Raw genomic sequence first — 26,142 nt, 5'->3', positions numbered from 1 at the left:
ATATGCGGACACATAAAGTAGGCGATCGCACGAGTAGGCGGCTCTCTCCGGAAGCATCGCGCTCATACGGAAAACCCGTTCCGTTGGTTAGCATTATTATTAAGAACACCTGAAAATCTAGAGCATCGGTACACTACTCCCTCGCCGCCATAAGATTACCGATCTTCTTCTCCTCTTTCTTCGTGTCCTTTGCGTCTTTGCGGTTTATTTAATTAGGTAATCTTCGAGCGGGATAGAAGTAATCTCAAAAACCCGGTTTCTTGAAGTTTAGCCAACGAGATATTACAGCAATTTTCGCTCTTATTAGACCACATGGAGTGGGGTGGGCGAGGACACCCATCCTCTCTAATGCACGGGCGAGGACGCCCGTACCACAAGAGCAAAGTGTGGTTCGTTTATTTGAAAACTGTTGTAAGCTTTGGCTGGAAAGAGAAACCGAGTTGTTTGCCCCCTTTTGGAATATTGTACTGGCGCTCTAGCAATCTTTGTAACCTCGCAGACTTATAGCAATCCTAATTGAGTAATGAAAATTCAGGTTTTTAAACCCACGCAGGTGGGTTTTGCCTGTATAGTTGTGAATTTTATTCGCCACGGTCTTACTTATTCATACTAGCTAAGTTAGCAGAAAAAATTTCCTGGATATAACAGAATATTAAGAAGTCTCAAAGTGTGGTAACTTTCCCATGAAGCCTGTACGTCAAACTTTGTCAACGCCGGATATGCAACTTTCTTACTTGGAATGGAACCAAGGCCAAGAACCATTACTGCTGTTACACGGTTTAGCCGACCATGCCTTAGTTTGGTGTAGCTTGGGAGATGACTTAGCAGCAGACTACCATATCATTGCGCCAGATATGCGCGGTCATGGGGAAAGTAGCAAACCCGAAAAAGAATACAGTTTTGAGAGTGCGATCGCGGACTTAGAAGCACTCATGAATAAACTAGGATGGTCATCTGCTCATATTGTAGGTCATTCTTGGTCGGGAAAACTGGCTGTGATTTGGGCAAGACTGAATCCCCAACGTGTCCGGAGCATGGTTTTAATAGACCCAATTTTTATCTGGAAAATCCCCAGTATTTTCAAAGTCACTTTTCCGCTTTTGTACAATTCTTTATCTTTTCTTAAAGGTATGGGACCGTTTGCTAGTTACGAAGAAGCAGAACAGAAAGCACGTCAGTTATATGAATTCCAAGGATGGAGTCCGCTACAACAGCAGGTTTTTAAAGAAGGTATAGAACAAAAACCTGATGGTAGCTGGGGTAGTAAATTTACCATCGCAGCCCGTAATGGAATTTTTGAAGAAGTGATGCGAGTTCCTGGTTTTACAATTCCAATTCACACTCCCACCCTGTTTATACAACCAGAAAAAGGAGTTAACCGCAAAGATTGGCAACTCAAACCCTACAAAACCTATCTGAAAAATTTACAGATAAGCACAGTTCCTGGTAATCATTGGCCATTTTTGAGTCAGCCTGAGATATTTAATCAAACTGTAAAAGCGTTTTTACAGGATTTAGAGCAATGTTCAAGTCAATAAACTACAGCATCTTCTTGTGGTACTTATAATACTTATGGTATTTGTGGTACGGGCGTCCCCGCCCGTACTGAATAAAAGAGCGGGCGAGGACGCCCACCCCACTCCATGTGTTCTATTAATCTGACAACTCCTGTAAATAAATAAAGCGCAAAATATTTCTTAGCGTCTTTGCGTGAGATATTGCAACTTTAATTACGTATATCTGTCATTAGTACAAGTAACTCCTAGTCGCTACTATAAAGTACTGGTACGCTTATTCATTGTTTGTCATGAGCCTGTGCATAAATCCCATCTGTCCTCAACCCAACCATCCAGATAATGATGAAAATCGCTTTTGTCAAAGCTGTGGTTCCCTAATGGAATTGCAGGGACACTATCGGGTAATGCGGCTTTTAAGCGATAAAACTGGTTTTGGTAAAATTTATGAGGCTTATGAACGGGACACGCCAAAAATTCTCAAGGTTCTTAAAGAGAAATTATCAGGGGACGCCAAAGCGGTGGAACTTTTTCAGCAAGAGGTGGCTGTATTGGGACAATTAGAACATTCTGGCATTCCCAATGAAGATAGCTACTTCCAGTATCAAACCAGAGACGGTTTGAATTTACACTGCATTGTGATGGAAAAGATTGAGGGTCCTAACTTAGAACAGTGGCTGAGACAACAGCAAAATAGACCCATTTCTCAAGACCAAGCCATAGCTTGGTTGAAACAATTAGCAGAGATTTTGGGGCTTGTGCATGGAAAGCAGTATCTGCACCGAGATATTAAGCCATCTAATATTATGATTCGACCGGATGGGCAATTGGTACTCATTGACTTTGGCACCGCTAGGGAGGTGACGAGAACTTACTTAGCAAAACTACATGGTAGTGCAGGCGGTGTCACAGCAATTATGTCTTCCGGTTATAGCCCTCCAGAACAATTGCATGGATTGGCTGTAACTCAATCAGATTTTTTTGCTTTGGGGCGCACTTTTGTATTTTTGCTGACAGGACAAAACCCAATAACATTGTACGATGCTCATCACAACGTATTGCATTGGCGCGATCGCACTGTTGGCATTTCACCACTCCTGTTAAATTGTATCGATTGGCTAATGGCAAGAGAAGTTAGTCAACGTCCAGCCAATGCTCAAGAAATCTTAAAACGCCTCGCTGCGATCGAACAACAGTTGGGTGGAAGTGCTGTCGCTACTGTCAATGTTGTGGGAAGTTTAGATACACAACAGTTGTCATCACCAGATACGACAACGTTACCGCCACAATCCAACTGTGTACCACCACAGAAGCCATCCGAAAAAGTGCCATTACTTTCTCTGTTTGCAGCCCTGCTAGTGGTCTTGGGCTTCCTTGGTATCGTTGCATTAGCAACACGGTCTCCACAATTTGCTTCGATTCCCAATTACGGACAAGTACCAGAAAGAAAAGGAAAAGTTGACTACTTCCCCTATGAAGAAGGTAGAGATAGCCAAGGTAGAATTGCTGAATTTAACGTAGCTGTTCTTTCAGTAGAATATAAATGGCTTTTGGGTAGTGATTTCCAAGTGAAATACAATGATCAAATCATTAATCTTGATGCTTTAAAATCCAATTTAGAGCAAGAAGGTATACAGAGAATTATGCAAAATCCTACAGAGATTATTTCTGTAGGAACAGCTTCATGTGAAGGAGTCGTAGCAGCTGAAGAACGTAGGGCGCTGGAGCGTTCAAAACAGATACAGCTTTTAGCTAAAAAAATATTTAGTAATACGAATAGTGTCAAAGGTTATCGCTTACTAAATTTAGGGCAATTTCGTCGAAACGACTGTCAGGCGAGCCAAGATTTAACCGCTTATCAAAGAAGCATTATTATCATTGGAGTGAGAAAACAATCAGAAGGTGTTCTTTTAGATGAAGCCCTTAGGGATAGGTTAGAGAAAAAACCATTTGCTGACTTCAAGTTAGAAGATTATTCTCTAGGTTCTCCAGAAAAATTTAAAACAACCCCCAGCAATTTATAGTTAACGCAGACAATTTGCAGACAAAATATATGTCTGCATTATTTTTTAAAACTTAGTTTTTATTATTCAATGGAAAAAAATTAATTTTATTGCTATGGGAGCATCCCAATTTGGCACAAGCCTGCAAGAATAGAATTCTCTTGCTATACAAGCCAAGTCCGCAAGGCAAGGACTTCATATGAAGTCCACGTAGGTGGACTTTGTTTGTATAGCCGCGATTTTCAATTGCTAGGTGTTTTTTCCAAATTGGGATGCTCTCATTGCTATACTTAAGCAGCCAAAGGAATATTTTAAAGAAATGTAGCTAACTTTCTTAGAGTTTTTCTTGTAAAATACAACCATGTTTTTATTATTTTGTCAAGACTTATAGCTAAATAATATAAAGGTCAAATCTAGAACAATACGCCTTGTTGATAAGTCTTGGCAATTCTTTTAATTTTTGTGCGCTAAAAATTTATTCATGGTATAAGAGTAAACAATAAGGGGTGCTTCTAAATACACAACTAGGAGTACTTATGTCCAAAATCAAAATTGTTGATTTGTTATCTGGTATTCAAACCGATATCAAAACCGAAACACTGCAATTTGAGGAAATTCCTGACGAGGATCTTAAAACAGTTACTGGTGGGCGGGGTATCTTTAACCCTGATTATGTTATTACTGACCCAGGAGAAATAGAAAGATTCTTGCAAGCGCTATCAGAACAACAAAAAAGACAGTAGCAATGGGATCTGAGAGGGCTACCACTAGTCCTCTCAGCGAGCGGAGGTCATCCCCCAATTCTCATTAAATTCACAAATCTTTACAAGAACGCTGTAAAAATCGCCAGCTTTACACTCTTTGCTAGGGTTTGTGATGCAAAGACAGCAGACATCTCCAAAAATTCATTGTGGATGGCGTACAAACCTTGTAAAGACGCGCCATGGCACGTCTTTACATTATTTTTTAGAGATGTTTAGTACACTTATCAAATGACTAGCATTAATCTTCGTGATCTTCAAACGGATCGCTCAATTCCTTGCTAGGAGGGCCAAAGGAGGTGTAAATGGACAACGCCGTGATGACGACGACGATCGCACCGACAGAAATGCTAAGAACTGTTGCGGGTTCCATAAGAAGTATATATTATGAGTAGTCTTCCTATAGAATATTACAGAACATTAAAAAATGCTTTGGCAATTCATCTTAGGTGAACTATGGCACAAAGGACGCGGTTGGGAGATATCCTCAGACCTTTAAACGCTGAGTATGGTAAAGTGGCTCCAGGATGGGGTACTACCCCCCTAATGGCTGTTTTTATAGGACTATTTTTCGTATTTCTGCTGATTATTCTGCAGCTCTACAACAGGTCAATCTTGGTTCAAGACGTAAATGTCGATTGGCGGAGCCTCGGCAGATAATTGACAACATTTACAAAACTTGTATAAAAAACTATCCCATACCCGGTTCTTCCGGGTTTTTTTCTTTCTTTGGTTAGTTGATAGTGGTTAGTAGTTAGTGGCTGGTATCTCTACTAACAACTCATCACTAACCACTAACGAACAATCAAATCTTGGACTAAACTACAAGATGTGAGATGTTGTGGCAGTTATTAAGTTAAAAATTAGATTGGTCACTGGTCACTGGTCACTGTTATCACTGGTCACTGTTAAAGGAGAAGGGTTGTGAACGTATTTGGTATCGGTTTGCCAGAAATGGCTCTTATCTTTATCGTAGCGCTGTTGATTTTTGGTCCCAAGAAGTTACCAGAGATTGGTCGGAGTGTGGGAAAGGCGATTCGCGGTTTTCAAGATGCTTCTAAAGAGTTCCAAAACGAGTTTCAGAAGGAAACTGTACAGCTAGAAGAAGCTGTCAAGACAACAGCCGAACTCGAACCCAAACAAATAGAAGCAGCTACAAAGGATGAAGGCTAAAGACTAAAGGATGAAATGCTCTGTTCTTCACTTTATACTTTACACTTCACACTTTAGATGACAGAAGCGGTTGCCAAAAAAACTCTTGTCATTCCCCAGCTTGTTGTGGGGTTGGGGAATCCAGAACCAAAATATGACCAGACGCGCCACAATATTGGCTTTGCTGCCATAGAAGCCCTATCTCGTGCGTGGAAAATTCCTTTATCAGAAAATCGTAAGTTTCAGGGAGACTACGGTGAAGGATTTGCCCCAAATGGAGACAAAATCCGCCTGCTGAAACCACTGACTTACATGAACCGTTCGGGACAGTCCATACAAGCCGTTACTAGTTGGTATAAATTACCACCAGAAATGGTTATGGTGATTTATGATGACATGGATTTACCGATGGGTAAAATTCGCTTGCGCTTGTCAGGTTCTGCTGGTGGACATAATGGGATGAAGAGTACCATCGCCCATCTTGGAAACCAAAACTTTCCTCGTTTGCGTATAGGTATAGGCAGACCAAAAGGTTCTGCCACTGATGATTCTGGTACAATTTCCCACGTCTTGGGAAAATTTTCTGTTGCTGAAAATCAAATTATGTCTCTTGTACTGCAGTTTATTATTGAATGTACGGAAATGTGCCTCAAGCAGGGAGTAGAAAAGGCAATGAATGTTTGTAATAGCCGTTCTTTCGATTTACCCGAGTAATTGTGTTCGATCGGTAGCTATGTCTTACCTTCATACTTCGTCCTTTAGAGAAAGAGCCAATTGATAAAGTTGACGTCGTGTAAGAGAAGTCAGTTTTGCTAATTCACGGCTGGCTTGACTTCGCGATATTCCTTGACGTATCAACTTCTCCAATTCTGCTTTAAGTTCTGCTTCTGAAAACTGTATTTGAGTCGGTGGGCTGCCGGCAACAACTAAGGTATACTCGCCTTGGGGTTCGCGTTGGTTGTACTCAGTTATTGCTTCTGCTATGGTTCCCCGCCAAAATTCCTCATATAACTTGGTTAACTCTCGTGCAATAACAATTTGGCGGGAGTGAGTGAAAACTTCTGCCAAATCTTTGAGGCTTTCCCGCAAGCGATGGGGAGACTCATAGAAAATGAGTGTACGAGATTCTGTGTTAAGAGATTCAAGATGCGATCGCCTCTGTTGACTTTTAGCTGGCAAAAACCCTTCAAAAACAAACTTATCCGTTGGCAATCCAGCTGCACTCAACGCCGTAATGACTGCAGTTACACCAGGAATTGGCACAACTTGTATCCCAGCCTCAACACAAACTTTAACCAGTTCATATCCAGGATCGGAAATTCCTGGCATTCCCGCATCAGTCACTAGGGCAATTGCTTTACCATGATTCAGTTGCTCCAGTAACTCCGGAACACGGCTGCTACGATTGTGCTCGTGATAACTCACTTGAGGCGTCTTGACTTGGAAATGTTGAAGTAACTTTCCAGTATGTCGTGTATCTTCTGCAGCAATCAAATCCACAGTCTGCAAAATCCTCACCGCCCGGAATGTCATATCTTCCAAGTTGCCAATAGGCGTGCCGACAATGTAAAGTATTCCTGTTTGCATGATTGGGGAGTGGGGAGTAGGGAGTAGGGAGTAGGGAGTAGGGAGTAGGGAGAGAAAACAACTAACAACTAACCACTAACCACTAACAAATGCCCATTAACGGACTCTTCATTGGTTTAGTGACTCTGGATTTAATTTATCTTGCAGAGTCTCCCCCTAAGAATAACCAGAAAATTGTAGCAGTTGATTATACTGTGGCTGCAGGGGGACCTGCAACGAATGCTGCAGTCACTTTTGGTCATTTGGGCGATCGCGCAACTGTGTTGGGAATTGTAGGTTCTCACCCAATGACACAACTCATTAGAGAAGATTTGGCAAACTACAAAGTAGGAATCATCGATCTCGACTCTACTACCCAAAACCCACCACCTGTTTCTTCCATCATTGTTACCCAATCCACTGGTGAACGAGCAGTTATTTCCATCAACGCTGTCAAAACTCAGGCGTCTGGGAAATCTATTTCCTTAGATGTTGTACAAAATGTTAATATTGTGCTAATGGACGGGCATCAAATGACGGTTGGAATTGCGATCGCCCAAATGGCCAAAATCAAAAATATCCCTGTTGTCATTGATGGTGGTAGCTGGAAACCAGGATTTGAAGAACTCTTGCCTTTCGTAGATTACGCTATTTGTTCTGCTAATTTTCATCCTCCCCAATGTAAAAGTGAGGAAGAAGTTTTTGCCTATCTGAGTCAAGTTGGCATTCCCCACATTGCCATAACTCACGGAGAAAACCCCATTCAATACCGTATTGATGGTAAAAGAGGTGTTTTAAATGTGCCGAGTGTTCGGGCTGTTGACACACTGGGGGCTGGAGATATTTTTCACGGTGCGTTCTGTCATTATATTTTGCGGTCAAGTTTTACAGATGCACTTGAGCAAGCGTCTCATGTGGCTTCTTTGTCATGTCAGTTTTTTGGTACGCGTCGTTGGATGGACATCAATTTTGATGGCTGAAGTTGGTCAGAACCCCAATTAGATCCCCGACTTCTCAAAGAAGTCGGGGATCTGGCAACAGGTTGCTGTGTTAGATTGATACATAGAATCTTTTTCAGCGTCAAAGTGAGGTTCTCAAATATGCAAAGGACAAGCTATGCAAAATAGAAACTGGTTCGTTTTGGGTGTACTTAGCTTTGGCGTGGGGTTCGGTATCAGTCTGACACTTGACAAAGATATTAGAAGAGCCGCCCTCACAGGGTTGATTACGTTACCAGCCACAGGTGCAGGTGTCGCATTTGTAGAACGTCAGCGCAAGCAGCAACTGAAAGATACACAGTCACTACAAGCAAAGGCTTCAGAATTAGAGAAACAAACAGAACAACTGAAACTACACGAAGGTAGTTTACAGAAAGCTATCTCCATTGCAACTGTAGAAAAGGAACAGGTAGAGGCTTTACTGAAGACTCGACAAACAGATCTAGAGCAATTGCAAACAGCAGTTTCATCTCATCAGTCCCAAAAACAAGACCTTGAACGAGCAGTTCTTTCTCAAAATGCTGACAAACAGGAGTTAGAAGCGGAAACTCAGATTTTACAAGCACAAATCCAACACTTAAGAAGTCAACAGACAGAACTCAACCAAGCCCTAGCAGCGATTATTAGAGAAAAACAACAGGTAGATAATGAGTTTGATTCCTCAAAAAATCAACTAGGTCAACTACAAAGTGTTCTAGTAGCCCAGCAAAATCAACAAGAAAAAAGTCTCAATGAACAGACCCAACAGTTAACCCAACTGCAAAATCAGATAGCAGCACAAGAGAGCGATCGCTCCAAACTAACTCAAGAAATAAGCAATTTAGAACAGCAGAAGCAGCAACTAGAGATTCAACTCTCTCACTTACAACTTCAAATCGCTAACTTAGAACAAAAGTTAGTTTTGCTGAATCAATCTCTCAGCAATCTTGGCAATCAAGAACAAGAAGCGCAAGTCAAGTTTAATTCTTTACAAACACAGTTTAGAGATTTACAACAACAAAAACAACACCTGAATCAAGAATTATCAGAACTCGCTTCTAAAAAAAATCAATTACAACACGAAATAAAAAGTAGATCTACCTTTGCCAACTCTCAATATAAACAATTGTGGGAAGAAGAAATACTCCCTCATTGGACGCATCGCGATCGCCCTGTAGGACAGAGATTTCTTGGTAGCGTTCGCGTTCATCGCCAAACGAGCGATCGAGTACTTGATGTTGTTGGACAAAACCTACAAAAACTAAATACAGTTACCTATGATTCTTTGAAAAAAAACTTTTACGCATTGGAGCAAGACTGGTTAAAAGTTTTTACTTTCGCGACTTCAGAATACGCTTACTACTACTCCAGTGACAAATTTTGGCAAGGCTTTTGCGATCGCTTAGATATTGACCATAATCAACGAGTAGAAATTGCCTTGCGTCAGGTTGTAGGCGAAGGAATAAATCTTTTAGGTTTAGTGCGTGCTAGTGGAGGATACAAATACGTCTCCACACTATGGTTACAAAGTGGCGTTCCCGAACAAAACCTAAACCACTTTGCTCAACTCGTTCAAGAAATAGCTGATGACTTTGGTTGGTGGGAACTCGCACACACCCCAGTTGAACAATTATCACAAGTCTTATTGAGCATTTGCGAGGAAAAACATCCCCAATGGGGTACGCTGATTAATTTCCTCAAAGCTTCCTACTCTGAGACAACACAGACGGAGCCTATTTCTGGACAACTATTACAAGGGATCGCCTTAGTAGCTCAAGAATTAGAACGTCAAAAATTATCGCCTCAAGCTTTAGAAAATGAAGAGGGTCGAGAAGAAATACTGGGTCATAATTATTTACCAGAAAATTTTTTCTTACGGAATTGGGACTCGTTAATAAAAGTCTTAACACCCAAACCAGGTGTTAAACGCAACCGAGGTATTATCGCTCGGCGCGTCCAGCCTTTAATGATGAATCTGGATATTAGCGACTCTTGGAATACACAATTAGTATTGCCAGAACAAAAGCTGTGGAAACCAGAATGGCGATTATTGCGGGAAACATACTGTCAAATTCCACAAGCGAATTGGGAAGAAACATTTCCTAGAGAAGGAGATTTGATTATTCCAGAACTCATTATAGAGGTCAATCGAGAAGCAGAACATTGGAACTGTCAATTACTAAACCACAATCGTCAGGAACTGATGAAGTGGCAGTATCAAGGTATTAGCAGTCACTTACCTTGTTTAATATTTGATGCTTTAACAGGCGAACATTTGCAATTAAATTTACCCAATCCCTCTATTTTAGCTGTTGAAGAAATCATCTGTTACACTCCACGCAACATCCAACCAACAATAGCTGATGGTATTGAAATTGTAGATAGTTGCATTCCTTCCAGTATGAAGGGGTGGCTGGGTCGGCAAATGAGATTGACAGTTCCAATATCTTCTATTACTTTAACACTATCTGAAACCAATCAGTCCCAGGTGATTACTTGGCAGCTCGTTGATAACAGTGAACCTGTTTTGACAGGATTAAGGTTAAAGGGCAAAAAGTCTATTTACTTGGAACCTCCTACTTTCTGGTATCCACCCATCAATCGAGTTTTAGCCCTGAATGTCTTAATAGAAAGTTTTGATAAGCGAGTTATTGTTGCTCGCTCAGTTGAAAATTTATCGCCATCACCTCGTTGGGCTGCAGTTCATTTGAATCAGTGGATAAATGAACCAGGACATTACGAAGCCCGTTTCTGGTTTGCTCAAAAGAGATGGTCGTATCAATTCGAGGTGCGATCGCGATATCAAATTTTGGAAAATCCTGGTTTAAAGCGATCGCGAATTCGCAACCATCTAGGGATTGAGCAAACAAACCTGCCTATTAAACAAGATACTGTAGAAAAGTTTTGGGCAGAAGTCATTCAAATCGAAGAACTTTGGCCATTAGAAGAAGTGATCTTCTTCTTATCTAATAAGAATGAGAAAATCTCCTATCAATTACAAGCAGATACACTTGGTATTTTAGCGATTCATGTATCTGTTTTACACGATCTACTTCCTCCTTCTGATTGGTACGCTTTAGATTACCAACGTTTGGGATACGAACCCCAACGACTGTTAGAAATGCCAACTTCAATTCAGAATTTAAGTTGGGTTTGGGATAAACAGAATATTGGTATAACGGGGCTTTTGCCCAGGAAACTATACTCTTTACTCTGTTGGAACTTACTGTCACCAGATCGACAACCAGAAGAGGTACAGATTCCCCTCGTCAAACAGATTGAAGAAAGGATTCTAATCAGTCTGAATTTACCAATTGGTGTTTATCATATTCAATTGATGAGTGGTCAAGACTTAATAAAAAATCTTGGATGGTGGTCTGTTAACGATCAGAGTAATATGTCTAAGGTTCCACTAGGAGAGAAAAGTAGAGAAAATTACTGGTATGCAGTCTTGGATAACAATGTATCGCCAGAAAAATTTATAGATACTATAAAGAAATTGAAGTTAAATTTTAATATTGAGAAAATCAAACTAGGAATTTCTAGCTTAGAAAATCAACAGTATCATTTTCCGAATTTGTTAGATTCAAATTTTTTATTAAGTAAGCTTAAAAGACTTTTAGAGTTTTTGAATGCAGGATATATTACGAAAAAGGAAGATCCTGTTAAATCTCCCTCTAGTAATTGGTATTTACTTTATGCGACTCCTAAAAAACGAGACCTATTTAAAAAGATTTTAGAAGAAGCGATTACCAAAAACAAATTGCAAAATATAATTGTATCAGTAGAGATTCCCAAAGATTCAGTTTATGAAAATATTTTGTTACTACATTTAAATAATTATCAAGAAGCCTATCCTCATTTAAGAAAAATTGCATATTTCTACAACATAGAAAAGCAACCATTATCTCTACAAAAAGCAAGCGAAATGTTAGGAGTAAACTATAGCAATTCCTAGTCTACGAAAGTAAAAATTCATCAGCGTCCATCAGCGTTTATCTGCGGTTAATTCATTATCCAAGTACCTCACAAAAGTGGAAATGACTATAATGTGGTTTGACAAAATTATTCTTCTGCTGAGCAATCACAGACAGCCCAACAACCCAACCATACCAATGACGCTGACGAAACAGCAGATTGTTTCGCTACTCCGTTCGAGTGGCTCGCCCAACTCCATGCAAGAGCGATCGCCCTTGGCGCAAGCCGTACCCGGCTTATCGCAAACCGAAATTCAGCAAGCTTTGACCGAACTGCAAGCACGAGGAGAAGTTTACGCCGGAATCAGAAATCGTTACTGCATGACGCCTCCAACCGTTTTAACCCAAAGCAAAGATAACCCGACTGGGTTGAGATTTCGAGGCGATCGCGCCTATCTTCCCCTAGCCCACCAAGCCCTAAAAACAGAACAAAGTCGTGATGACTCATCACTTCACCCTAAAATACACGGTTTTGATAGAATCAACACTTGTCTTAACCAAGTAGGAATTCGCCTCATTACCGTTGCTGATAGTATTGAGTATTTACCCCCTCCTTGCCAACCATCCAAAGCTATCTTACGTTCTCCTTGGTTGGAAAACCCCTTTCAAGTCAAAAATTGGAGCGATCGCACCATACAACAGTACGTACCTCGTCGCGACACAAGCCAAAAAAAACGTTGGACACCGCTTAGCTATCACCAATTACAAGACAAAGCATTGCTACAACTTCCCACAGGAGAGTATCTCTGGTTTCAAGACCAAACTTTTTATGAACTAGAACCAGATACAGCAATTCTGGCAATGTTTGACAAAGATCGAGAAACAGACAATCCTTTAAAAATTCCATGGGATATACAACCAGGTCGGTTGAATCTCCAAGGAACTATCTTACCAAGTCTTTATGCTCAATTGCTTTGGCGGTTATCTGAACCAGACAGCGAACGATACCGACATCGACTATTTGAAAATCAAAATCACCCCTTTGTAGAAATCGTATTTCAGCGACTAGGATGCATCCTCGTATGACCAGCAAGTATCTCGACCCAATTGCAGCAGTAGAACAACCCCGCCAAGATTTTATTCGTTACTTGCTCACAGCATATCCACTGCGCGATCGCCATCTCCGTTACGCTTTGAAGCAACAACTCGAACAACCGGGGACAGTTTGGCAACATCCTTACTTAGAAGGTTCTCAACCTTACAAACCAGCTAGCAGCGTTAACAGCTTAGTCAATCAAAAGATTTTGCATCCAGAAATGGTACCGCTGTTTGTACCCAGTCAGCGCCCCCTCTACGAACATCAAGAAAAAGCTGTTACAGCAGTTATTCAAGACAAACAAAATATTGTTGTTGCGACTGGTACGGGTTCCGGGAAAACAGAGTGCTTCTTGTTACCAATGCTGGATATGCTTCTTAAAGAGGAGACAGAAGTATTGATCTCAGGGGTCAGAGCGTTGATTTTGTATCCCATGAACGCTTTGGTGAACGATCAAGTTAAGCGTCTGCGAAAGTTGCTCTGTCGTCAAACAACGATAAAAATTCGATTTGGATTTTATACAAGCCGGACAGAAACAAAGAAAGAAAAAGCCCTAGAGGCGCTAGAGCAAGAATTTGCAGCTTACGAATATAAGGAACTTGAGGAGTTATTTACAGAAACGGAAATAAAAAATTTAAAACTCCACAGTCGGGAAAAATTAATCGATAAAGCTATTGAAAAAACTCTTAAAGTTCAGTGTCTTTCCCGTGAAGAGATTTGGGAAAAACCACCTCACATATTGGTCACAAACTACTCAATGCTAGAACATATGTTGATTCGCCCAAAGGAACGCAACGAAATTTTTGGGGTATCAACATCAACGTTTAAAATGTTAGTTGTAGATGAAGCACATACTTATAACGGCTCTACTGGTAGCGAAGTCTCCATGCTATTAGAGCGTTTAAAGGTAGCAATCGGTATAGAAAAACCCGGACAAATACGCTGTATTGCTACAAGTGCGAGCTTGGGAGATGCATTAGTCGATAAGCAAGTCTTGCAGTTCGCTGAGGATTTTTTTCATGAGCCATTTAGTCAGGTTATTCGAGGTAGCCGCGTTACAGCTACAGAAAGATTGGGTAGCCCTTATGTTTTACCTTCTGAATTCAGTCATCAAGAAGTCTTTAACTTTTTGAGAATTCTAGAACTCCCCAATCTTGATGATAATATTGAGCAGTGGTCGGATGTACTTGGCAATATCACCCCACAAGGACAATTAGCATCAGCACAATCTCAAGCCCAAGGCAATATACATAAATTTCTTTGGTTTGCTCTCAAACAACATCCTCTCTTACATCGACTCATCGATCTCCTCAGCCGTCAACCCCAACAATGGGAACACGTTGCGCGATCGCAAGAATTATGGTGCATCAATCTCCCTTTCACTTTAGATGGACAAGTTGATGATACAGATGCCAAAGTAGCACTATCTAATCTACTACAATTAGGCACTCTAGCGCGTGAAAATCCTGAAGATTTGCCTTTATTACCAGTTCGTCTGCATCTTCTTTTTCGGAGTTTAGAAGGTGTTTATGCTTGTATTAATCCCGATTGTTCTGGTGTAGAATGCGATCCAGACTATCCACAGTCACCACGTTACGGTCGTCTTTATTTAAATGAAAAGATAACTTGCGATTACTGTACCGCACCAGTTTTAGAGTTGGGTAGTTGCGCTCAATGCGGTCAAGCTTATACTTTCACTCAACTAAATAATTCATCTAAATTAGAATCTCTTCCTAGATCGAATCAAGGATTGCGAGAAAAAGAAAATCATAAAAACATTTACACCCTGACTTCAGGGGTTTTAGACAGCGTCATAGAAGACGAGGAGATTGGTGAAATAGAAGAGGAAATTAGTTCTTCCGCACCACAAACTTTTACAATACGTCAGCGAAATGGTTGGATTGGGATTCCCTCCAATGAAACCTTTTCACAAAAATCTCAAGGACAAGGTGAATTTCATTTAGCTTGGTATCGTCATTCTCAAAACAATGCCAAAGATTTAGAAGGATGCTACCTTCCCAAGTGTGCGGCTTGTGGTACGAGACCGATTCGCGCTCAAGCAATTAATCGTTTTGTTGCTTACACTGATGAACCTTTAGAGGCTATGATTGATAGTCTTTTTAAGATTTTACCAGAATCAGAAGCTATTCAAGGAGGTGCTACCAAACGAAAACTCTTGACTTTTTCTGATGGTCGCCAAGATGCTGCATTTTTTGCTTCTGATTATCAGCGAAATCATACAGAAATCCTTTACCGTCAAATGATTTGGAGAGCTTTTGAAGAAGTCAAAGATAACGATAATATTACTTCAATGTCTCAAGTCATTAACCAATTAAAACTCTTATTTTTAGAAACATCAATTCCCCACCCTGACCGAGATTCACGACGTAACTACCTTAGCTATTTTCCAGAAGATGAGGAGAGTCTAGACAATAAGAAAGATTGCCAAGATGCTTCTGAAGCACGTGCGAAGGAGCTATTACTCCGAGAATTTGCTTTACCTTTTAACCGTCGTTATACATTAGAAGCATTTACGGTTTTGGCTTGTCATCTTGAATCTTTAGATGAACGCCTGATTGAGTTAGTATCTACTCAATTTGAAATTTCCAAAGATGAAGCACAAATTTTCTTGACAGTGCTTACAGATATTATTCGCCGCACGGGAATTGTGAGTATTGATGGTGCATCGCGGTACTTTCCTGAAACTGGTGGTGTTGAGAATGTTCGTCCAGAGATGGTGGACGTTCAAGGAAAATCTAAAAATTATTTGTTTCTGGAAAAATCACCAGAAGAAAGGAAAAAATTTCAAGATTCTCCTTCATTTTTGCCAAAGTGGAGAAAAGACGGAAAAGTGAGCGCAGCCCAAAATCGTCTGGGCTGGTATTATTTTCAGCTATTTGGGGAAAGATTTCCAAGTCGAGAAAAGTTAACTTGGCTTTTTCAGCAGCTTAAAGATTCTCGTTTATTAGTCAGTGCTAAAAATGGCTATCAACTCAATTGGATGAAATTGAATCTTCAGAACACAGAGGAAGATTGGTATCAATGTAGTTCTTGTCAGCACATTGCTCACGTTCCTGGTTTATCGAAAGTAGATAAACCAACAATTAATGTCTTTGGATGTCCGTCATATAAGTGTCAAGGGAAGCTTCAACCTTACTCTTGCGAAAAAATGACACGAGTCACAAACGAGCATTATCAACAGCATCTTATCAAACATCGAGCGCCGTTACCGTTGCGATCGCAAGAACACACAGCACAGCTAGGTGTTGGTGAATTAGAAAAACGGGAAAATCGTTTTCGACGCGGACAAATCAATATGCTCAGTTGTTCGACAACCTTAGAGATGGGAGTAGACATAGGGGAACTCCAAGCCGTCGTTTTGCGGAATTTTCCACCTCATGTCAGTAATTATCAGCAAAGGGCTGGACGTGCGGGAAGGCGTACTGACGGTGTTGCAATTACTTTAATGTACGGACAGCGGCGTCCTCACGATCGATTTTATTTTGAGCAGCCAGAAAAGCTCATAGCAGGTAGCAATCAAATTCCTAAATTAGATGTGGGTAACCTTCAAATTCAACAGCGTCACCTCCGATCTGAGTTACTAGCTGAGTTTTTGAGAATTCATAATGTAGGTGCAGAGGAAGTCAAAATTGGCGATTTCTTCAGTTTACCACAAAACTATTCTGCTGAAAATTTTAGCTCGCCTGCAACTTCACTGTTTTGTGAGTTTCAGGAATGGTTGGATAGTGATCGCGCTCGTTCCATTGCAAAATCTTGGATTAAGCGACTGAAGAGTGTAGGGACTGCTCAAAACGTTATCGATCTGTTTTTGGAAGCACTATCAAATTTTGAGCGAGAGCAGCTTGGAGACTGGAACGGACTGACATCACTACTGCAAAATATTCTGCAAGACATTAGCGCAGAAAGCGATCGCAAAAAACGCAAGGTGCTCGAAAAGCGGCGCGATAGTGTTGAAGATGAGCTTGATAAAATTGCCAAACGCCGACTTCATGATGAATTAGTGCAAGCCAGTATTTTGCCAATTTACGGTTTCCCTATAGATGTCGTGCGTTTACTGACAGGTGAAAGCAATGAGTACAAATCCTCTCAAGGGAAACACAGACTGGAACGCGATCGCCGTTTAGCCCTGGGTGAATATGCACCTGGTCAAGAAATAATTGTAGATGACCGAGTTTATCAAAGCGTAGCAATTGTCAGACCAGGAGATTTAGAGCAAGAATACTACTGGATTTGTCACAATTGCAATCATTTTCTTCGCTCAAATCAGCCAGTTGCGATCGATGAGTGTCCTGTCTGTAATGTAGAACCCTCAACAGCTGCTAAGAAAATGAAAGCATATAAAGTTCCCAAAGCTTTCTGTACGGAGTGGACAGCAACTCCAAAAGTGACTCCATACACCAAACCCCAACGCCAACCAACATCTCAGGTTTTCTTAGCAGGTGAAGGAGAAAAAGCAGAAGAATTTTCTCATTCTGGCTTTTATTTTCTCACAACCAGTCAAGGCGGAAGGTTCTTCCTTGCAAACCAAGGATTAGCACCCGGTAAAGGATTCAACAAGCAAGGTTTTGCGATTTGTAAAACTTGCGGTTACAACTTAAGTGAGAGGGTTCAAATAGCGAACCAAACAAATAATAGTAAGCCTAAGGGTAAAAAGCCCTCAACTCCTTCGCCATCTCAACTGCTGATTCACAATCACCCTATTACTGGGAGAGAATGTAAAGGAGGTTATGAACTGCTTCATCTAGGTCATGAATTCCGCAGCGATCTACTCAAAATAAGATTTGATAGAGATACCAAACCTAATTTGCTTTTTGGCAAAGTTGTTAATTATAGGGATAGCAATACCGTTTCATCAGTTACAAACACTGCCAATCAAGCAACTAATGGCTTGGATTTTTGGCGTTCTCTCACTTACGCTTTACTAGCCGCCGCCGCTCAAGCTATTGATATTCCACGACAAGAACTCGATGGATTGTTTAGACCTTTAACTGATGGATTGGCTGAGATTATTATATATGATAACGTGCCAGGAGGCGCTGGTTATAGCAAACGAATTGCAGACAATTTTCAACAGGTACTAGAGTTAGCTTATCAAATTGTTACCACTTGTAGCTGCGATACGAGTTGTTACGATTGTTTGAGAACTTATTCAAATCAGCCATTTCATGCTGAGTTAAAACGGAATTTAATAGCTGACTTTCTAAGACCTTTAGTAGAAAAACTTGCTCCCGATCCAGAATTACAAAACTTTGCTCCTCATGCGTCTCGCGTGCAATTAGCTCAGATGGCAGATCGCTTACCTGCAGTCTCGCGAAGGGCGAGTGAAGTGAGTACAATTTATTTACCAAGTTTGTTAGATAGGTATAATTTAAACAATAATTCACCGTTATCTTGGTTTGCATTGTTAGAAGATATTGTTTACTCAATGCAACGTAGCAAAATTCCATTAGAATTAATTGTCAATCAGTTACTAGAAGCGCGTGGTGTTGCTTCGGAGTCAGAAAAAACTTATCTACAGGTGTTCTACAAACGCTTGGGACAGTGGATAGACCAAGGATTGCTTAAACTTTATAAAACTCCCGTTAGCGCTTTGCCAATTTTGTGTCTGAATACCGAGCAACAAAACCGGATTGCTTTGCAACTTCATCAAAATTCAGAGATTGGTATATGGGAATGGTTTCAAACAAGAAGCTATGAAGGAGTCAGTACTGTTTTTCAAAGATTACAGGGTTTGCGATCACAAGCCAAGTTAGTGACAGCTAAAGAACTCGAAGATCCACAAACTTCAGTCGCATTCCCAGATAGAAATTGGGGAGATTTAACATTACCTCAGTTGCGTCATAAACTGGGATTAGACAAAGTTTTGTTAGGTAGTCTCAGCCAGATAGTGTATCGCGATCGCTACTTAAATGAAAAAGGAGCTAAAATTCTTGCCCATCTGTTACAAAGTGATGGGCTGAATAAAAATTCTTCTGTGACCATTGAGGTTTTAGAAGATTCACAAGGAGAAACACAGAAACAGAGAAAACACCAACTCGAATTAGCTCTGAGCAAACTCAAAGAAAGGGGAGTTTCTCTAAATATAATTGTTCGACCTTGGCAACATCGCGTCCATTTTCCTCACGCACGAGAACTTGAAGTCTATCAAAAAGACGGACAGAAATTTCAGGTCTTATTTGATAAGGGGATTGACTTTTTAGAGCCAAGAGCAAGGGATTTCTATTGTGTTACAGAACGAAGTTATGTTGTAGTCACTGAGTTGGAGGTGTAAGGGATAAGTATCTATACAAAAGATGCGTACATATGCTTTTATGTCAAGCCTCTTGGTCAAAATGTTAATGCAGTTATGGAACCGCAGATAAACGCAGATGAACGCGGATAAATCTATACTTCATTATTAAAGGGAACGGAAAAATGACCCTTACTATTAATCCAGAAATTTATGCCAATTTCCTGGCTGAATATCAACCCAAGGTAATTAAAACTGATGAAGAAAATGAGCGTGCGATCGCACTAGCTGAGGATCTGGCGCATCGTCAAAATAAAACAGCAGAAGAATTTGCTTTATTTGAACTTTTGATTGCTTTGAGCGAAAAATATGAGGATGAGCAATACCCGATGCAATACTGCTCGGTTAAGGAGAAATGGGGGGTGAAATAAAGACTAATATGTTCGCGTTTTATTTCCGAGAACAAAACAACCGATAAGATACTTGTGACAGTAGTGAATTTAGCTCTGTCAAACAAACCTGATTGTTAATTGAAAACCAATACTGAAAACGTTAAACGATCAATTGAGAATGAAGACTTGGCTTTAATGACAAACAGAAATTCTATTAACTAGCGGCTGGAAAAATTAAGAAAGAGAGTTGTTGTCGTTGAGTCCCATTATTTCTATGACATCGTTTTTTACTTTTATGTTTTGAGCGAGTTTTCTTGACGACTCTTGGATTAGTTCTGTTTTGTGGTGGGGGGATTTCTAAGTCTAATATTTCCTCCATTAGCCAGCTAAAATATATGTTGAGATTCTTAGAATTGTCAAGATTTTGTTGGAATTGAGGAATGGCACGTCGAATCACGCGTAGGCTACCAGTAAAACTTAAACGTAAAGGAGAAATTCCAACTAGCGTTGCGCTTTGAAACATGAGAGAACGTATGCAATAATGTGCTAATAACCAACCATAAATTTCTTGAATCACCTCACGAGGATTCTTGGAGCGGACAGGAGTTTTGCGACCGTTTAGATGAACTTTTAATTCATCCAATGTGGTTTCTGCTTCCCAGCGTTGATGATATTCTTGTGCTAGAAGCAATGCCGGATAGGTGCTAATATCCATCAAATCGGTAATCAAACGGTAAACTTGTTCAGTGCCGTTTTCTTCAATCACATATTCAATCACGCGAACTTGAATTCGCGTCGCACCCTTCTTTTTAGATTTGCCATCAGGTGCAATCCATGACAAATACGAACCATCGGCTAAAGTCTTGACAACTTCAAATTTTACATTGGCTGGGACTCGACCTAGAAAATGGCACTTTTGATTGATGGCTGCGTAAACCATCTTGAAAGAATGCAATCAAGAGTCCCACATTAGTAACATACCAGAACCAACGCTTCGTAAGAGTTTTAAAGCCCCTTTTCTTTCCCCAATTCGATATGGACTGATGAAGGCATCGATAATTAAATGAGTACCTGCTTCTAGCAAGAAAACTAATCTCGCTTTCGGGAATGCTGGATGTGTACCTTTGGGAGAACCTGGATAACCAAAGACTCTGGCATTTTCAACTGTGTCAGGTATATCAAAAACTGTTCCGTCTAAGGCCATGATTCGCAATCCTCCCAAAAAAGCACCCGGTGTTAAAATCGTTGCTAATGGTTTAGCTACCATCTCAAACAAACGAGTCATCACTGCAGATCCAGTGCGTTGACGGGCTTCACTAATTGAGGTTTTAGAAGATTCATAAGATTTGAGATAGATCTATCCAGGCTTAGACAGTATTTTGTGTCCAGTCTTCCAAGAGCAAGCCTGGGACTTGCGAGAAATCACGCTGGTTGCGAGTCACTAAAACACCATTGACCGAGAGGGCGATCGCTGCAATCCGCACATCTTTCTGAATTCGATTTTTGCGGAGCGGGGGATACTCCTTAAGTAGCTGCCAATATTGTGTGTCAGCCGCCGCATCAAAATTTAATATCTTTACGCTTTGCAAAAACTCTACCGTTGCCCAGAACCTTGTGTACAGCTCGACTAAATTCTTGGCAGAGGAGGGATTATTGATATTAACAACCCATCCATTAAACAGCTCTTGAACCGTGACAATCGTAACTGCAATATTAGATGAAGATTGCGCGGCTCTAGCACAAATTGAGGAATGACCTCGAAACCATAATGAAACATGGTCTGTGTCTAGTATAAATCGACTCATGACATGAACTACTCAACCATGTACAAGGAGGGGTCAACCTCTGAATCATCGTTTGACTCCCTTTCAGCTCGAATTGCTTCTGCAATTTGAGCAAAATATGGATCGTCTTTGAAAAAGCCTGCAAACTTAATCCAAGGATTTTCTTCATCTGTAGCTTCAGACATATTAATCTCTACAGGAATAATTTCTGCATCTTTAAGGTGAGTCGCTAAGAGTTGCTCAAGGGTTTCAAGTGCTACCTCGCGAGTAGTAGCTTCCACTCGATAAGAGGGAAGCTCTAGGGCAGAAGCAATTACCCTATCATTTTTATTCTCTAATAAGATATTTATCTTCAAATTAGCCTTCTGTGGCATGGTTGTCATGTAAAATTAAAGTTTTAAACGAGCGCAATACATCAATCTTAGCAACTAGTAGGGGAAATGTGGTTAAAATACGCAGCTTTCCAAAGAGGCGATCGCACTTACAGTCACAAGTATCGCTTAATAGTAGATATTATCTATCCAGAAGCCACAATTTTTATTAAATATGTTTTAACTCATGCCGAATACGACAAAGATAAGTGGACAAATGACCCTTACTATTAATCCAGAAAGTTATACCAATTTACTGGTTGAATATCAACCCAAGGTAATTAAAACGGATGAAGAAAATGAGCGTGCGATCGCACTAGCCGAGGAACAGAACAAGAGTCTTTATCGTGTTACAGAATGAATTTATGTTGTAGTTAATCATTCTTAATAAAGTTATCTGCAAGGCAATTCATTAGGGATGCGTGAAGCAGGGTCTTATTTGACTTGTTAAGACATAACCTTCTGCGTCTGTTTGAGCTCTGACTTTTATCCACTCACCTCGACTTCCAGTATATTGATCGGTAATCGTTGTGGTCATCTCATGTGGAATGGCAGTATATTCATTAATAGCAGTTGTAGTCATTGTTTTCTTGTTATTTCTTTGAGAAATAAGATTCACCTTTGTGTCCTCTGGAAGTTCTCCTACTATTGCGTTATGTCTTCCTGGCTTAGAGCGTAAAACCGACGATCCTCCTCGGATACACAAGTGAACAAGCTATTGGGCTAAAACAGAAGAAAGCAAAAATACTCAGCTCGATTGTCCGCTGAGAGGAGTGACCGATCATACTTTGTCTCCAGTTTGTGGTATGTAACCTACACTTAAAATTCACGTCATTTTCCGAGTGCCTTCAGGAACAAGTTTCATTTTCACCACAAACTTTACTAGAGCGTCAGTTAAATAATAACGGTTGACAAAAATAGAATTATGTGTATAAGTTAAACCGCCTATTTCAGGCTAAATTTTTAGATCTAGTTTTTAGCGAGCGCATAAAACCTGAGCGCCTAAAAGTTCGATTTACACGAGACTCATATCCTGCATTTTATGTCAACTACTTCTACTAGACCGACGCTCTAGGGAGGATGCTTAAAAAGCAGTCTACAGCAACAGAACTCAGCCGGTAGGAATAACGACATTCCACTTTTGTTTGCATTCAATCCTAATATCCCCATCTTCAAGGGGAATACGGTTATATAGTTCATTTGTATGGAGGTATAGCTCTCTTAACCGTTTACATTTTTCTTGTGTCAGAGGTTTTTGTGTCAGTATATCAATATCAGTTAAGTTTGATGACGACGATTCAGATGAAGTTAATTTTGGAGTTCCCCATTTGAAAGTCGCAATGGTCACAGTAGTGGTAATACCTACCCCAATCACCAGTAGTAGCAGTTTACGAAGAGTGGAAGCACTGCGAAGATCGTTGGCTTGTGTACCTTGTTGCGCTCCTGGGGGTCGTGCAGAAATGTCTATACTAGCATTTAGCTCTGGAAGCACAGTTTGAGGCTGTGAAGTAAGAGTCTGTTGTATGGGTGAAAGACGATCGCTCGCTTCCCTTTCTGATGTGTTCCCAAGAATTCGTTCTTCAATTGGTTCTACATCTTCCTTTCTTAGACCTAAAATTTGCTGCAAGCGTTTCAAATCATCGCGGGTATTGTCTCTGAGGGGATTTTCGCGTTGGAGCGCTTCAGATAACACAGTCTCGTATCGCTGTAATTTTTCTCTGTACTCCCGATAAGGCTTAAGAACTTCCATTTCAATAACTTCAGTGTCTTCAGGTGATAGTTGCAGACTATCTCGAAGCTCGTCTAAGATACTACGACGAACAAAGGAGATCTCACCTTGACTTTTGTAACGCTCAACTTCTCTACGGTATTTTAGCTTTGGATTATCAGTAGGTGCTTGAGCCAATCGTATTTTATAACCTTCTTTGATGGTATATATCTCTGGTCTCATCGCTGGAGCCGCTTCTTGAACTTTTTGTTTGGCGTAGTCGTGCAACTCATTAACAGAAACCACACCATCATTATCTATGTCAGCTGCGCCCGTCTCAATACCTTCGACTAGATAACGAGTATAAACTGATAGGTCTCCCCCTTGCTGTTCAAAAGAAAGTTGGGTAGACGTCGAAGATGTTAGGACGGCTCCTCCTTCGCCACCCAAGATCGCTTTGATAGTTACAGAACCATCATCTTTTGCTGATAAACCTCGGGCAAAAGCTCCACTGAAGCAACAATCCAAAATCACCACTTGTTGCTTTGAGCGACTATTGTTCATCATGTCATGTATGAAACTTGCTGGAACTGCAGTTGCTTTCACAAGTTCTCCTGTTTGGCTTTTGCGGGTGATACCAGTTGCAAAGTAAAGCTTAAAGTTCTCATCCTTAATTCCGTGACCGGAGAAAAATAGCAGTACAAGGTCGTCTTTGGCTCGACCAGAAAATAAACTCTCAATCGCCTCCATCATTGCCAGAGGATCGGGGTTTAATAACGACATCACCTCATCAAAATTACCCATCTCTTGGTGCTGCAAAACTTGCTGCATTGCTTCCACATCTTTTACAGCCCCATGGAGTGGAGTTAAACCTTGTCCGTACTCACTAACACCAATCAGTAGTGCAACTTTCTTAGCCATGATGATTTCTACATCAATGATACAAATCGCTCTCGCTGCCTGAAACACCGCTTGCAGCTCTAGCTAGCTAGGGCTTTGAGCTTCAGTTTTTTGCCTTTGGCTTGGACTTTAAAATCAATGGATTTGTTACCCAAGCGATCGCCCACAAATCCAATCAATTTCTTAAGGTTTCCAGTGCTAACTTCAGCCGGCAACATCCCCTGCATGAAAACTTCCAAATAACTTTGTCCCTTGGGGTGTTTGTGTAATTGCCGCAAGACATGGGTTTTCAATATCATCCAGGTCTTTTATTTCTTGCAGCAAATTCTTTGTCAGCTTGTCTAACTCTTCTTCGTCTAAATCTGAATCTTGCAAGGCAATTATAAGTTTAACAGTAGATTCCCCCATCATCCTGACCCTTTAAGTTTTATTGATTTGTATCAGGATAATTATACTATGTGGCATTTTTACACTTGACATTCATTGCATTTCACTTTGTGTTTCTTTACTTTTATATAAAGTATAAAATGCCACACTAATTTATCCCTCGCCCTAGGTTTAGCTTTGAGCGAGTAAGTTTGCTCTAAAAGAGTTTTGCGTCGAGATTAAGTTGGGATATATTATATAATGCAGGAAAAAAGTTATGTCTGGCGAAAAAAGTTTTGATTTTGACTTCAATTTTAAGTATGAATCTGAAAAAAAAGAAACTCTAGAACGCATTGAACAACAATGCGATCGCATGGCAGCGCCGCCGTACCCGGCTTATCGCGAAACTAAAGAGATTCTTTGGGGATTTTATAAATCTGAAAAAATAGATTGTCCCGAACCACAGAGTAAGAATGAAGAATCCGATGAGGATTCTCAAGACAATTCTGAACAGGATGATATTGATGATTGAGTAATAGGAGTTAGGGATAAGAACAGTAGCGCTTGTTACTGTTTTTCAGCGTTTTACACTTAAAGATGGATGAATGTAAAAATAGCAGAAATAAATAGCTAGTGTGGTTGGATTCGGGGATTATTGTCAGATGATGCTCTATTTATAGAATGGGCAAATGATTACCGTCATTACCTGGCTTTGCATCAGGAAATAGAGCAACGACTCAATTATGCTGCCTAATATCTTACCGGATTACTTTGAGCAAATTGTGACTGGTCACTGTTAAACTCGCTAACAACGTCGTTTAATTCCCTAACTAACCAAGAATTAGGATCGGTAGTTAAAAATAAATTCACTAGAGTGTGATAGTACCATAACGTTCCTTCCTTCCCACCTTTAAACTTTTCCCAAGTTGCTTCCCCTTCCCTATCCAAATCTCTTAAAATAGAACGCGCATTATGCAATTTATCTGCTAGCACTACTCTGCGAACTGAAGCGGAAGCATAACGCAATTTTTCAATGTATTGCTCTTTGCGTTCTTTCCAAGGCGGTTTTGGTATAGTATCTGCATCGGTACAACCATCAACGATTTCGATGACTCTTTCACCAAATATATTTAAAATGGCTTCGCGGGTTGCTTTCCCTCCCTGGTCTTCTACAGCATCATGTAATAATGCTGATATCGCTTCATCTTCATCCCCACCATCTTCTAATACCAATGCTGCTACACTTAAAAGATGACTAATATAAGGGACTTTACTTCCCTTTCTAGTTTGTTTGGCGTGGAGTCTGGTAGCGTAAACCAAAGCTTGTTCAAAACGATGGGTTAATTTTGATGTATCTGTGGCGTTTAAGTTCATAGTGTTGCGAT

The 26,142-nt window shown here is 40.5% G+C and carries 22 protein-coding genes and 1 pseudogene; 14 read left to right on the top strand and 9 right to left on the bottom strand.

Features of this window, described 5'->3' with window-relative positions:
- The first annotated feature begins 683 nt into the window (after positions 1-683).
- From WA1_RS16705 to WA1_RS16695, 3 genes are all read left to right on the top strand, one after another.
- The gene (locus WA1_RS16705) at positions 684-1,538 is read left to right on the top strand and encodes an alpha/beta fold hydrolase (RefSeq protein ID WP_017746594.1); all 855 of its coding nucleotides are present in this window, start codon (positions 684-686) and stop codon (positions 1,536-1,538) included.
- A 269-nt stretch (positions 1,539-1,807) separates the two neighbouring features.
- On the top strand, positions 1,808-3,538 hold the full coding sequence (locus WA1_RS16700; protein WP_026135013.1) for a serine/threonine protein kinase: 1,731 nt from the start codon (positions 1,808-1,810) through the stop codon (positions 3,536-3,538).
- Positions 3,539-4,053: 515 nt separating this feature from the next.
- Positions 4,054-4,260, top strand: coding sequence for a bacteriocin (locus WA1_RS16695; RefSeq protein WP_017746592.1), 207 nt, complete (start codon positions 4,054-4,056; stop codon positions 4,258-4,260).
- A gap of 259 nt (positions 4,261-4,519) precedes the next feature.
- Here WA1_RS16695 and psbN read toward each other — a convergent pair whose 3' ends face one another.
- Positions 4,520-4,651, bottom strand: coding sequence for a photosystem II reaction center protein PsbN (psbN, locus tag WA1_RS52825; protein WP_081402896.1), 132 nt, complete (start codon positions 4,649-4,651; stop codon positions 4,520-4,522).
- 83 nt (positions 4,652-4,734) lie between these two features.
- Here psbN and psbH point away from each other — a divergent pair, with 83 nt between their 5' ends.
- From psbH to pth, 3 genes are all read left to right on the top strand, one after another.
- Complete coding sequence (gene psbH, locus WA1_RS16690) at positions 4,735-4,938, top strand: photosystem II reaction center phosphoprotein PsbH (RefSeq protein ID WP_017746591.1); 204 nt, start codon at positions 4,735-4,737, stop codon at positions 4,936-4,938.
- Positions 4,939-5,202: 264 nt separating this feature from the next.
- Positions 5,203-5,451 carry a TatA/E family twin arginine-targeting protein translocase gene (locus tag WA1_RS16685; RefSeq protein ID WP_017746590.1) on the top strand — a complete coding sequence of 83 codons (249 nt, stop codon included), beginning with the start codon at positions 5,203-5,205 and terminating at the stop codon, positions 5,449-5,451.
- Positions 5,452-5,508: 57 nt separating this feature from the next.
- Positions 5,509-6,144 (top strand): aminoacyl-tRNA hydrolase, encoded by a 636-nt coding sequence (pth, locus tag WA1_RS16680; RefSeq protein WP_017746589.1) that lies wholly within the window; start codon positions 5,509-5,511, stop codon positions 6,142-6,144.
- Positions 6,145-6,174: 30 nt separating this feature from the next.
- Here pth and rsmI read toward each other — a convergent pair whose 3' ends face one another.
- Entirely contained in the window at positions 6,175-7,017 is an 843-nt protein-coding gene (gene rsmI / locus WA1_RS16675; RefSeq protein ID WP_017746588.1) for a 16S rRNA (cytidine(1402)-2'-O)-methyltransferase, read from the bottom strand.
- Positions 7,018-7,106: 89 nt separating this feature from the next.
- On the opposite strand from rsmI, the gene WA1_RS16670 reads away from it, so the two are divergent.
- The 5 genes from WA1_RS16670 (at position 7,107) to WA1_RS16650 (ending at position 19,667) form a co-directional block, all read left to right on the top strand.
- Complete coding sequence (locus WA1_RS16670; protein ID WP_017746587.1) at positions 7,107-7,976, top strand: sugar kinase; 870 nt, start codon at positions 7,107-7,109, stop codon at positions 7,974-7,976.
- Between the two features lie 136 nt (positions 7,977-8,112).
- Positions 8,113-11,931: a coiled-coil domain-containing protein gene (locus WA1_RS16665; protein WP_017746586.1), complete on the top strand. Its 3,819-nt coding sequence runs from the start codon at positions 8,113-8,115 to the stop codon at positions 11,929-11,931.
- A 91-nt stretch (positions 11,932-12,022) separates the two neighbouring features.
- Positions 12,023-12,976, top strand: coding sequence for a hypothetical protein (locus tag WA1_RS16660; protein ID WP_017746585.1), 954 nt, complete (start codon positions 12,023-12,025; stop codon positions 12,974-12,976).
- A complete protein-coding gene (locus tag WA1_RS16655) occupies positions 12,973-19,278 on the top strand; it encodes a DEAD/DEAH box helicase (RefSeq protein ID WP_017746584.1) in 6,306 nt (2,101 codons plus the stop codon). The genes WA1_RS16660 and WA1_RS16655 overlap by 4 nt, the downstream gene beginning before the upstream one ends.
- A gap of 143 nt (positions 19,279-19,421) precedes the next feature.
- Positions 19,422-19,667: a hypothetical protein gene (locus tag WA1_RS16650; RefSeq protein ID WP_017746583.1), complete on the top strand. Its 246-nt coding sequence runs from the start codon at positions 19,422-19,424 to the stop codon at positions 19,665-19,667.
- A 175-nt stretch (positions 19,668-19,842) separates the two neighbouring features.
- Here WA1_RS16650 and WA1_RS52820 read toward each other — a convergent pair.
- The 3 genes and pseudogenes from WA1_RS52820 to WA1_RS16630 all read right to left on the bottom strand — a co-directional run.
- Positions 19,843-20,958 (bottom strand): annotated as a pseudogene (locus WA1_RS52820) (IS4 family transposase); the annotation flags it as partial.
- Positions 20,959-20,995: 37 nt separating this feature from the next.
- Positions 20,996-21,433 (bottom strand): type II toxin-antitoxin system VapC family toxin, encoded by a 438-nt coding sequence (locus WA1_RS16635; RefSeq protein ID WP_017746580.1) that lies wholly within the window; start codon positions 21,431-21,433, stop codon positions 20,996-20,998.
- An 8-nt stretch (positions 21,434-21,441) separates the two neighbouring features.
- Positions 21,442-21,786 carry a hypothetical protein gene (locus WA1_RS16630; protein ID WP_017746579.1) on the bottom strand — a complete coding sequence of 115 codons (345 nt, stop codon included), beginning with the start codon at positions 21,784-21,786 and terminating at the stop codon, positions 21,442-21,444.
- Between the two features lie 66 nt (positions 21,787-21,852).
- Between WA1_RS16630 and WA1_RS52815 the strand changes: the two genes are divergently transcribed.
- Together WA1_RS52815 and WA1_RS52810 are read left to right on the top strand one after the other, a co-directional pair.
- Positions 21,853-22,017 carry a type II toxin-antitoxin system HigB family toxin gene (locus WA1_RS52815; RefSeq protein ID WP_017746578.1) on the top strand — a complete coding sequence of 55 codons (165 nt, stop codon included), beginning with the start codon at positions 21,853-21,855 and terminating at the stop codon, positions 22,015-22,017.
- A complete protein-coding gene (locus WA1_RS52810) occupies positions 22,001-22,144 on the top strand; it encodes a hypothetical protein (protein ID WP_017746577.1) in 144 nt (47 codons plus the stop codon). Before WA1_RS52815 ends, WA1_RS52810 begins: the two co-directional genes overlap by 17 nt.
- Before the next feature lie 750 nt (positions 22,145-22,894).
- On the opposite strand, the gene WA1_RS16625 is transcribed toward WA1_RS52810, so the two are convergent.
- From WA1_RS16625 to WA1_RS56985, 3 genes are read right to left on the bottom strand one after another with little or no spacing between them, the layout of a single operon-like run.
- On the bottom strand, positions 22,895-24,412 hold the full coding sequence (locus tag WA1_RS16625; protein ID WP_051077092.1) for a caspase family protein: 1,518 nt from the start codon (positions 24,410-24,412) through the stop codon (positions 22,895-22,897).
- Between the two features lie 59 nt (positions 24,413-24,471).
- A complete protein-coding gene (locus WA1_RS56990; protein ID WP_017746574.1) occupies positions 24,472-24,609 on the bottom strand; it encodes a hypothetical protein in 138 nt (45 codons plus the stop codon).
- Positions 24,596-24,802, bottom strand: coding sequence for a hypothetical protein (locus tag WA1_RS56985; RefSeq protein WP_158516644.1), 207 nt, complete (start codon positions 24,800-24,802; stop codon positions 24,596-24,598). The genes WA1_RS56990 and WA1_RS56985 overlap by 14 nt, the downstream gene beginning before the upstream one ends.
- Before the next feature lie 232 nt (positions 24,803-25,034).
- Here WA1_RS56985 and WA1_RS16615 point away from each other — a divergent pair, with 232 nt between their 5' ends.
- Positions 25,035-25,289: a hypothetical protein gene (locus tag WA1_RS16615; protein ID WP_017746572.1), complete on the top strand. Its 255-nt coding sequence runs from the start codon at positions 25,035-25,037 to the stop codon at positions 25,287-25,289.
- A 218-nt stretch (positions 25,290-25,507) separates the two neighbouring features.
- Here the strand turns inward: WA1_RS16615 and WA1_RS16610 are convergent, their stop codons facing one another.
- Positions 25,508-26,131 carry an HD domain-containing protein gene (locus WA1_RS16610; RefSeq protein ID WP_017746571.1) on the bottom strand — a complete coding sequence of 208 codons (624 nt, stop codon included), beginning with the start codon at positions 26,129-26,131 and terminating at the stop codon, positions 25,508-25,510.
- Positions 26,132-26,142 lie beyond the last annotated feature (11 nt).

Source organism: Scytonema hofmannii PCC 7110 (assembly GCF_000346485.2).
GTDB classification, from domain to species: Bacteria; Cyanobacteriota; Cyanobacteriia; order Cyanobacteriales; family Nostocaceae; genus Scytonema; species Scytonema hofmannii.
Note: the sequence above shows the minus strand (reverse complement) of the source record. Positions and strands in the feature narration are given on the sequence as shown.

Excerpts from the sequence above, each read along its gene's own strand:
- WA1_RS56985 (WP_158516644.1), bottom strand. The coding sequence starts at position 24,802 with ATGATGGGGGAATCTACTGTTAAACTTATAATTGCCTTGCAAGATTCA.
- WA1_RS16700 (WP_026135013.1), top strand. The coding sequence starts at position 1,808 with ATGAGCCTGTGCATAAATCCCATCTGTCCTCAACCCAACCATCCAGAT.
- WA1_RS16695 (WP_017746592.1), top strand. The coding sequence starts at position 4,054 with ATGTCCAAAATCAAAATTGTTGATTTGTTATCTGGTATTCAAACCGAT.
- WA1_RS16610 (WP_017746571.1), bottom strand. The coding sequence starts at position 26,131 with ATGAACTTAAACGCCACAGATACATCAAAATTAACCCATCGTTTTGAA.
- rsmI (WP_017746588.1), bottom strand. The coding sequence starts at position 7,017 with ATGCAAACAGGAATACTTTACATTGTCGGCACGCCTATTGGCAACTTG.
- WA1_RS16660 (WP_017746585.1), top strand. The coding sequence starts at position 12,023 with ATGTGGTTTGACAAAATTATTCTTCTGCTGAGCAATCACAGACAGCCC.
- psbN (WP_081402896.1), bottom strand. The coding sequence starts at position 4,651 with ATGGAACCCGCAACAGTTCTTAGCATTTCTGTCGGTGCGATCGTCGTC.
- psbH (WP_017746591.1), top strand. The coding sequence starts at position 4,735 with ATGGCACAAAGGACGCGGTTGGGAGATATCCTCAGACCTTTAAACGCT.
- WA1_RS16670 (WP_017746587.1), top strand. The coding sequence starts at position 7,107 with ATGCCCATTAACGGACTCTTCATTGGTTTAGTGACTCTGGATTTAATT.
- WA1_RS16705 (WP_017746594.1), top strand. The coding sequence starts at position 684 with ATGAAGCCTGTACGTCAAACTTTGTCAACGCCGGATATGCAACTTTCT.
- WA1_RS52810 (WP_017746577.1), top strand. The coding sequence starts at position 22,001 with ATGACCCTTACTATTAATCCAGAAAGTTATACCAATTTACTGGTTGAA.
- WA1_RS52815 (WP_017746578.1), top strand. The coding sequence starts at position 21,853 with ATGTGGTTAAAATACGCAGCTTTCCAAAGAGGCGATCGCACTTACAGT.
- WA1_RS16635 (WP_017746580.1), bottom strand. The coding sequence starts at position 21,433 with ATGAGTCGATTTATACTAGACACAGACCATGTTTCATTATGGTTTCGA.
- pth (WP_017746589.1), top strand. The coding sequence starts at position 5,509 with ATGACAGAAGCGGTTGCCAAAAAAACTCTTGTCATTCCCCAGCTTGTT.
- WA1_RS16630 (WP_017746579.1), bottom strand. The coding sequence starts at position 21,786 with ATGCCACAGAAGGCTAATTTGAAGATAAATATCTTATTAGAGAATAAA.
- WA1_RS16615 (WP_017746572.1), top strand. The coding sequence starts at position 25,035 with ATGTCTGGCGAAAAAAGTTTTGATTTTGACTTCAATTTTAAGTATGAA.
- WA1_RS16650 (WP_017746583.1), top strand. The coding sequence starts at position 19,422 with ATGACCCTTACTATTAATCCAGAAATTTATGCCAATTTCCTGGCTGAA.
- WA1_RS56990 (WP_017746574.1), bottom strand. The coding sequence starts at position 24,609 with ATGTTGCCGGCTGAAGTTAGCACTGGAAACCTTAAGAAATTGATTGGA.
- WA1_RS16665 (WP_017746586.1), top strand. The coding sequence starts at position 8,113 with ATGCAAAATAGAAACTGGTTCGTTTTGGGTGTACTTAGCTTTGGCGTG.
- WA1_RS16655 (WP_017746584.1), top strand. The coding sequence starts at position 12,973 with ATGACCAGCAAGTATCTCGACCCAATTGCAGCAGTAGAACAACCCCGC.
- WA1_RS16625 (WP_051077092.1), bottom strand. The coding sequence starts at position 24,412 with ATGGCTAAGAAAGTTGCACTACTGATTGGTGTTAGTGAGTACGGACAA.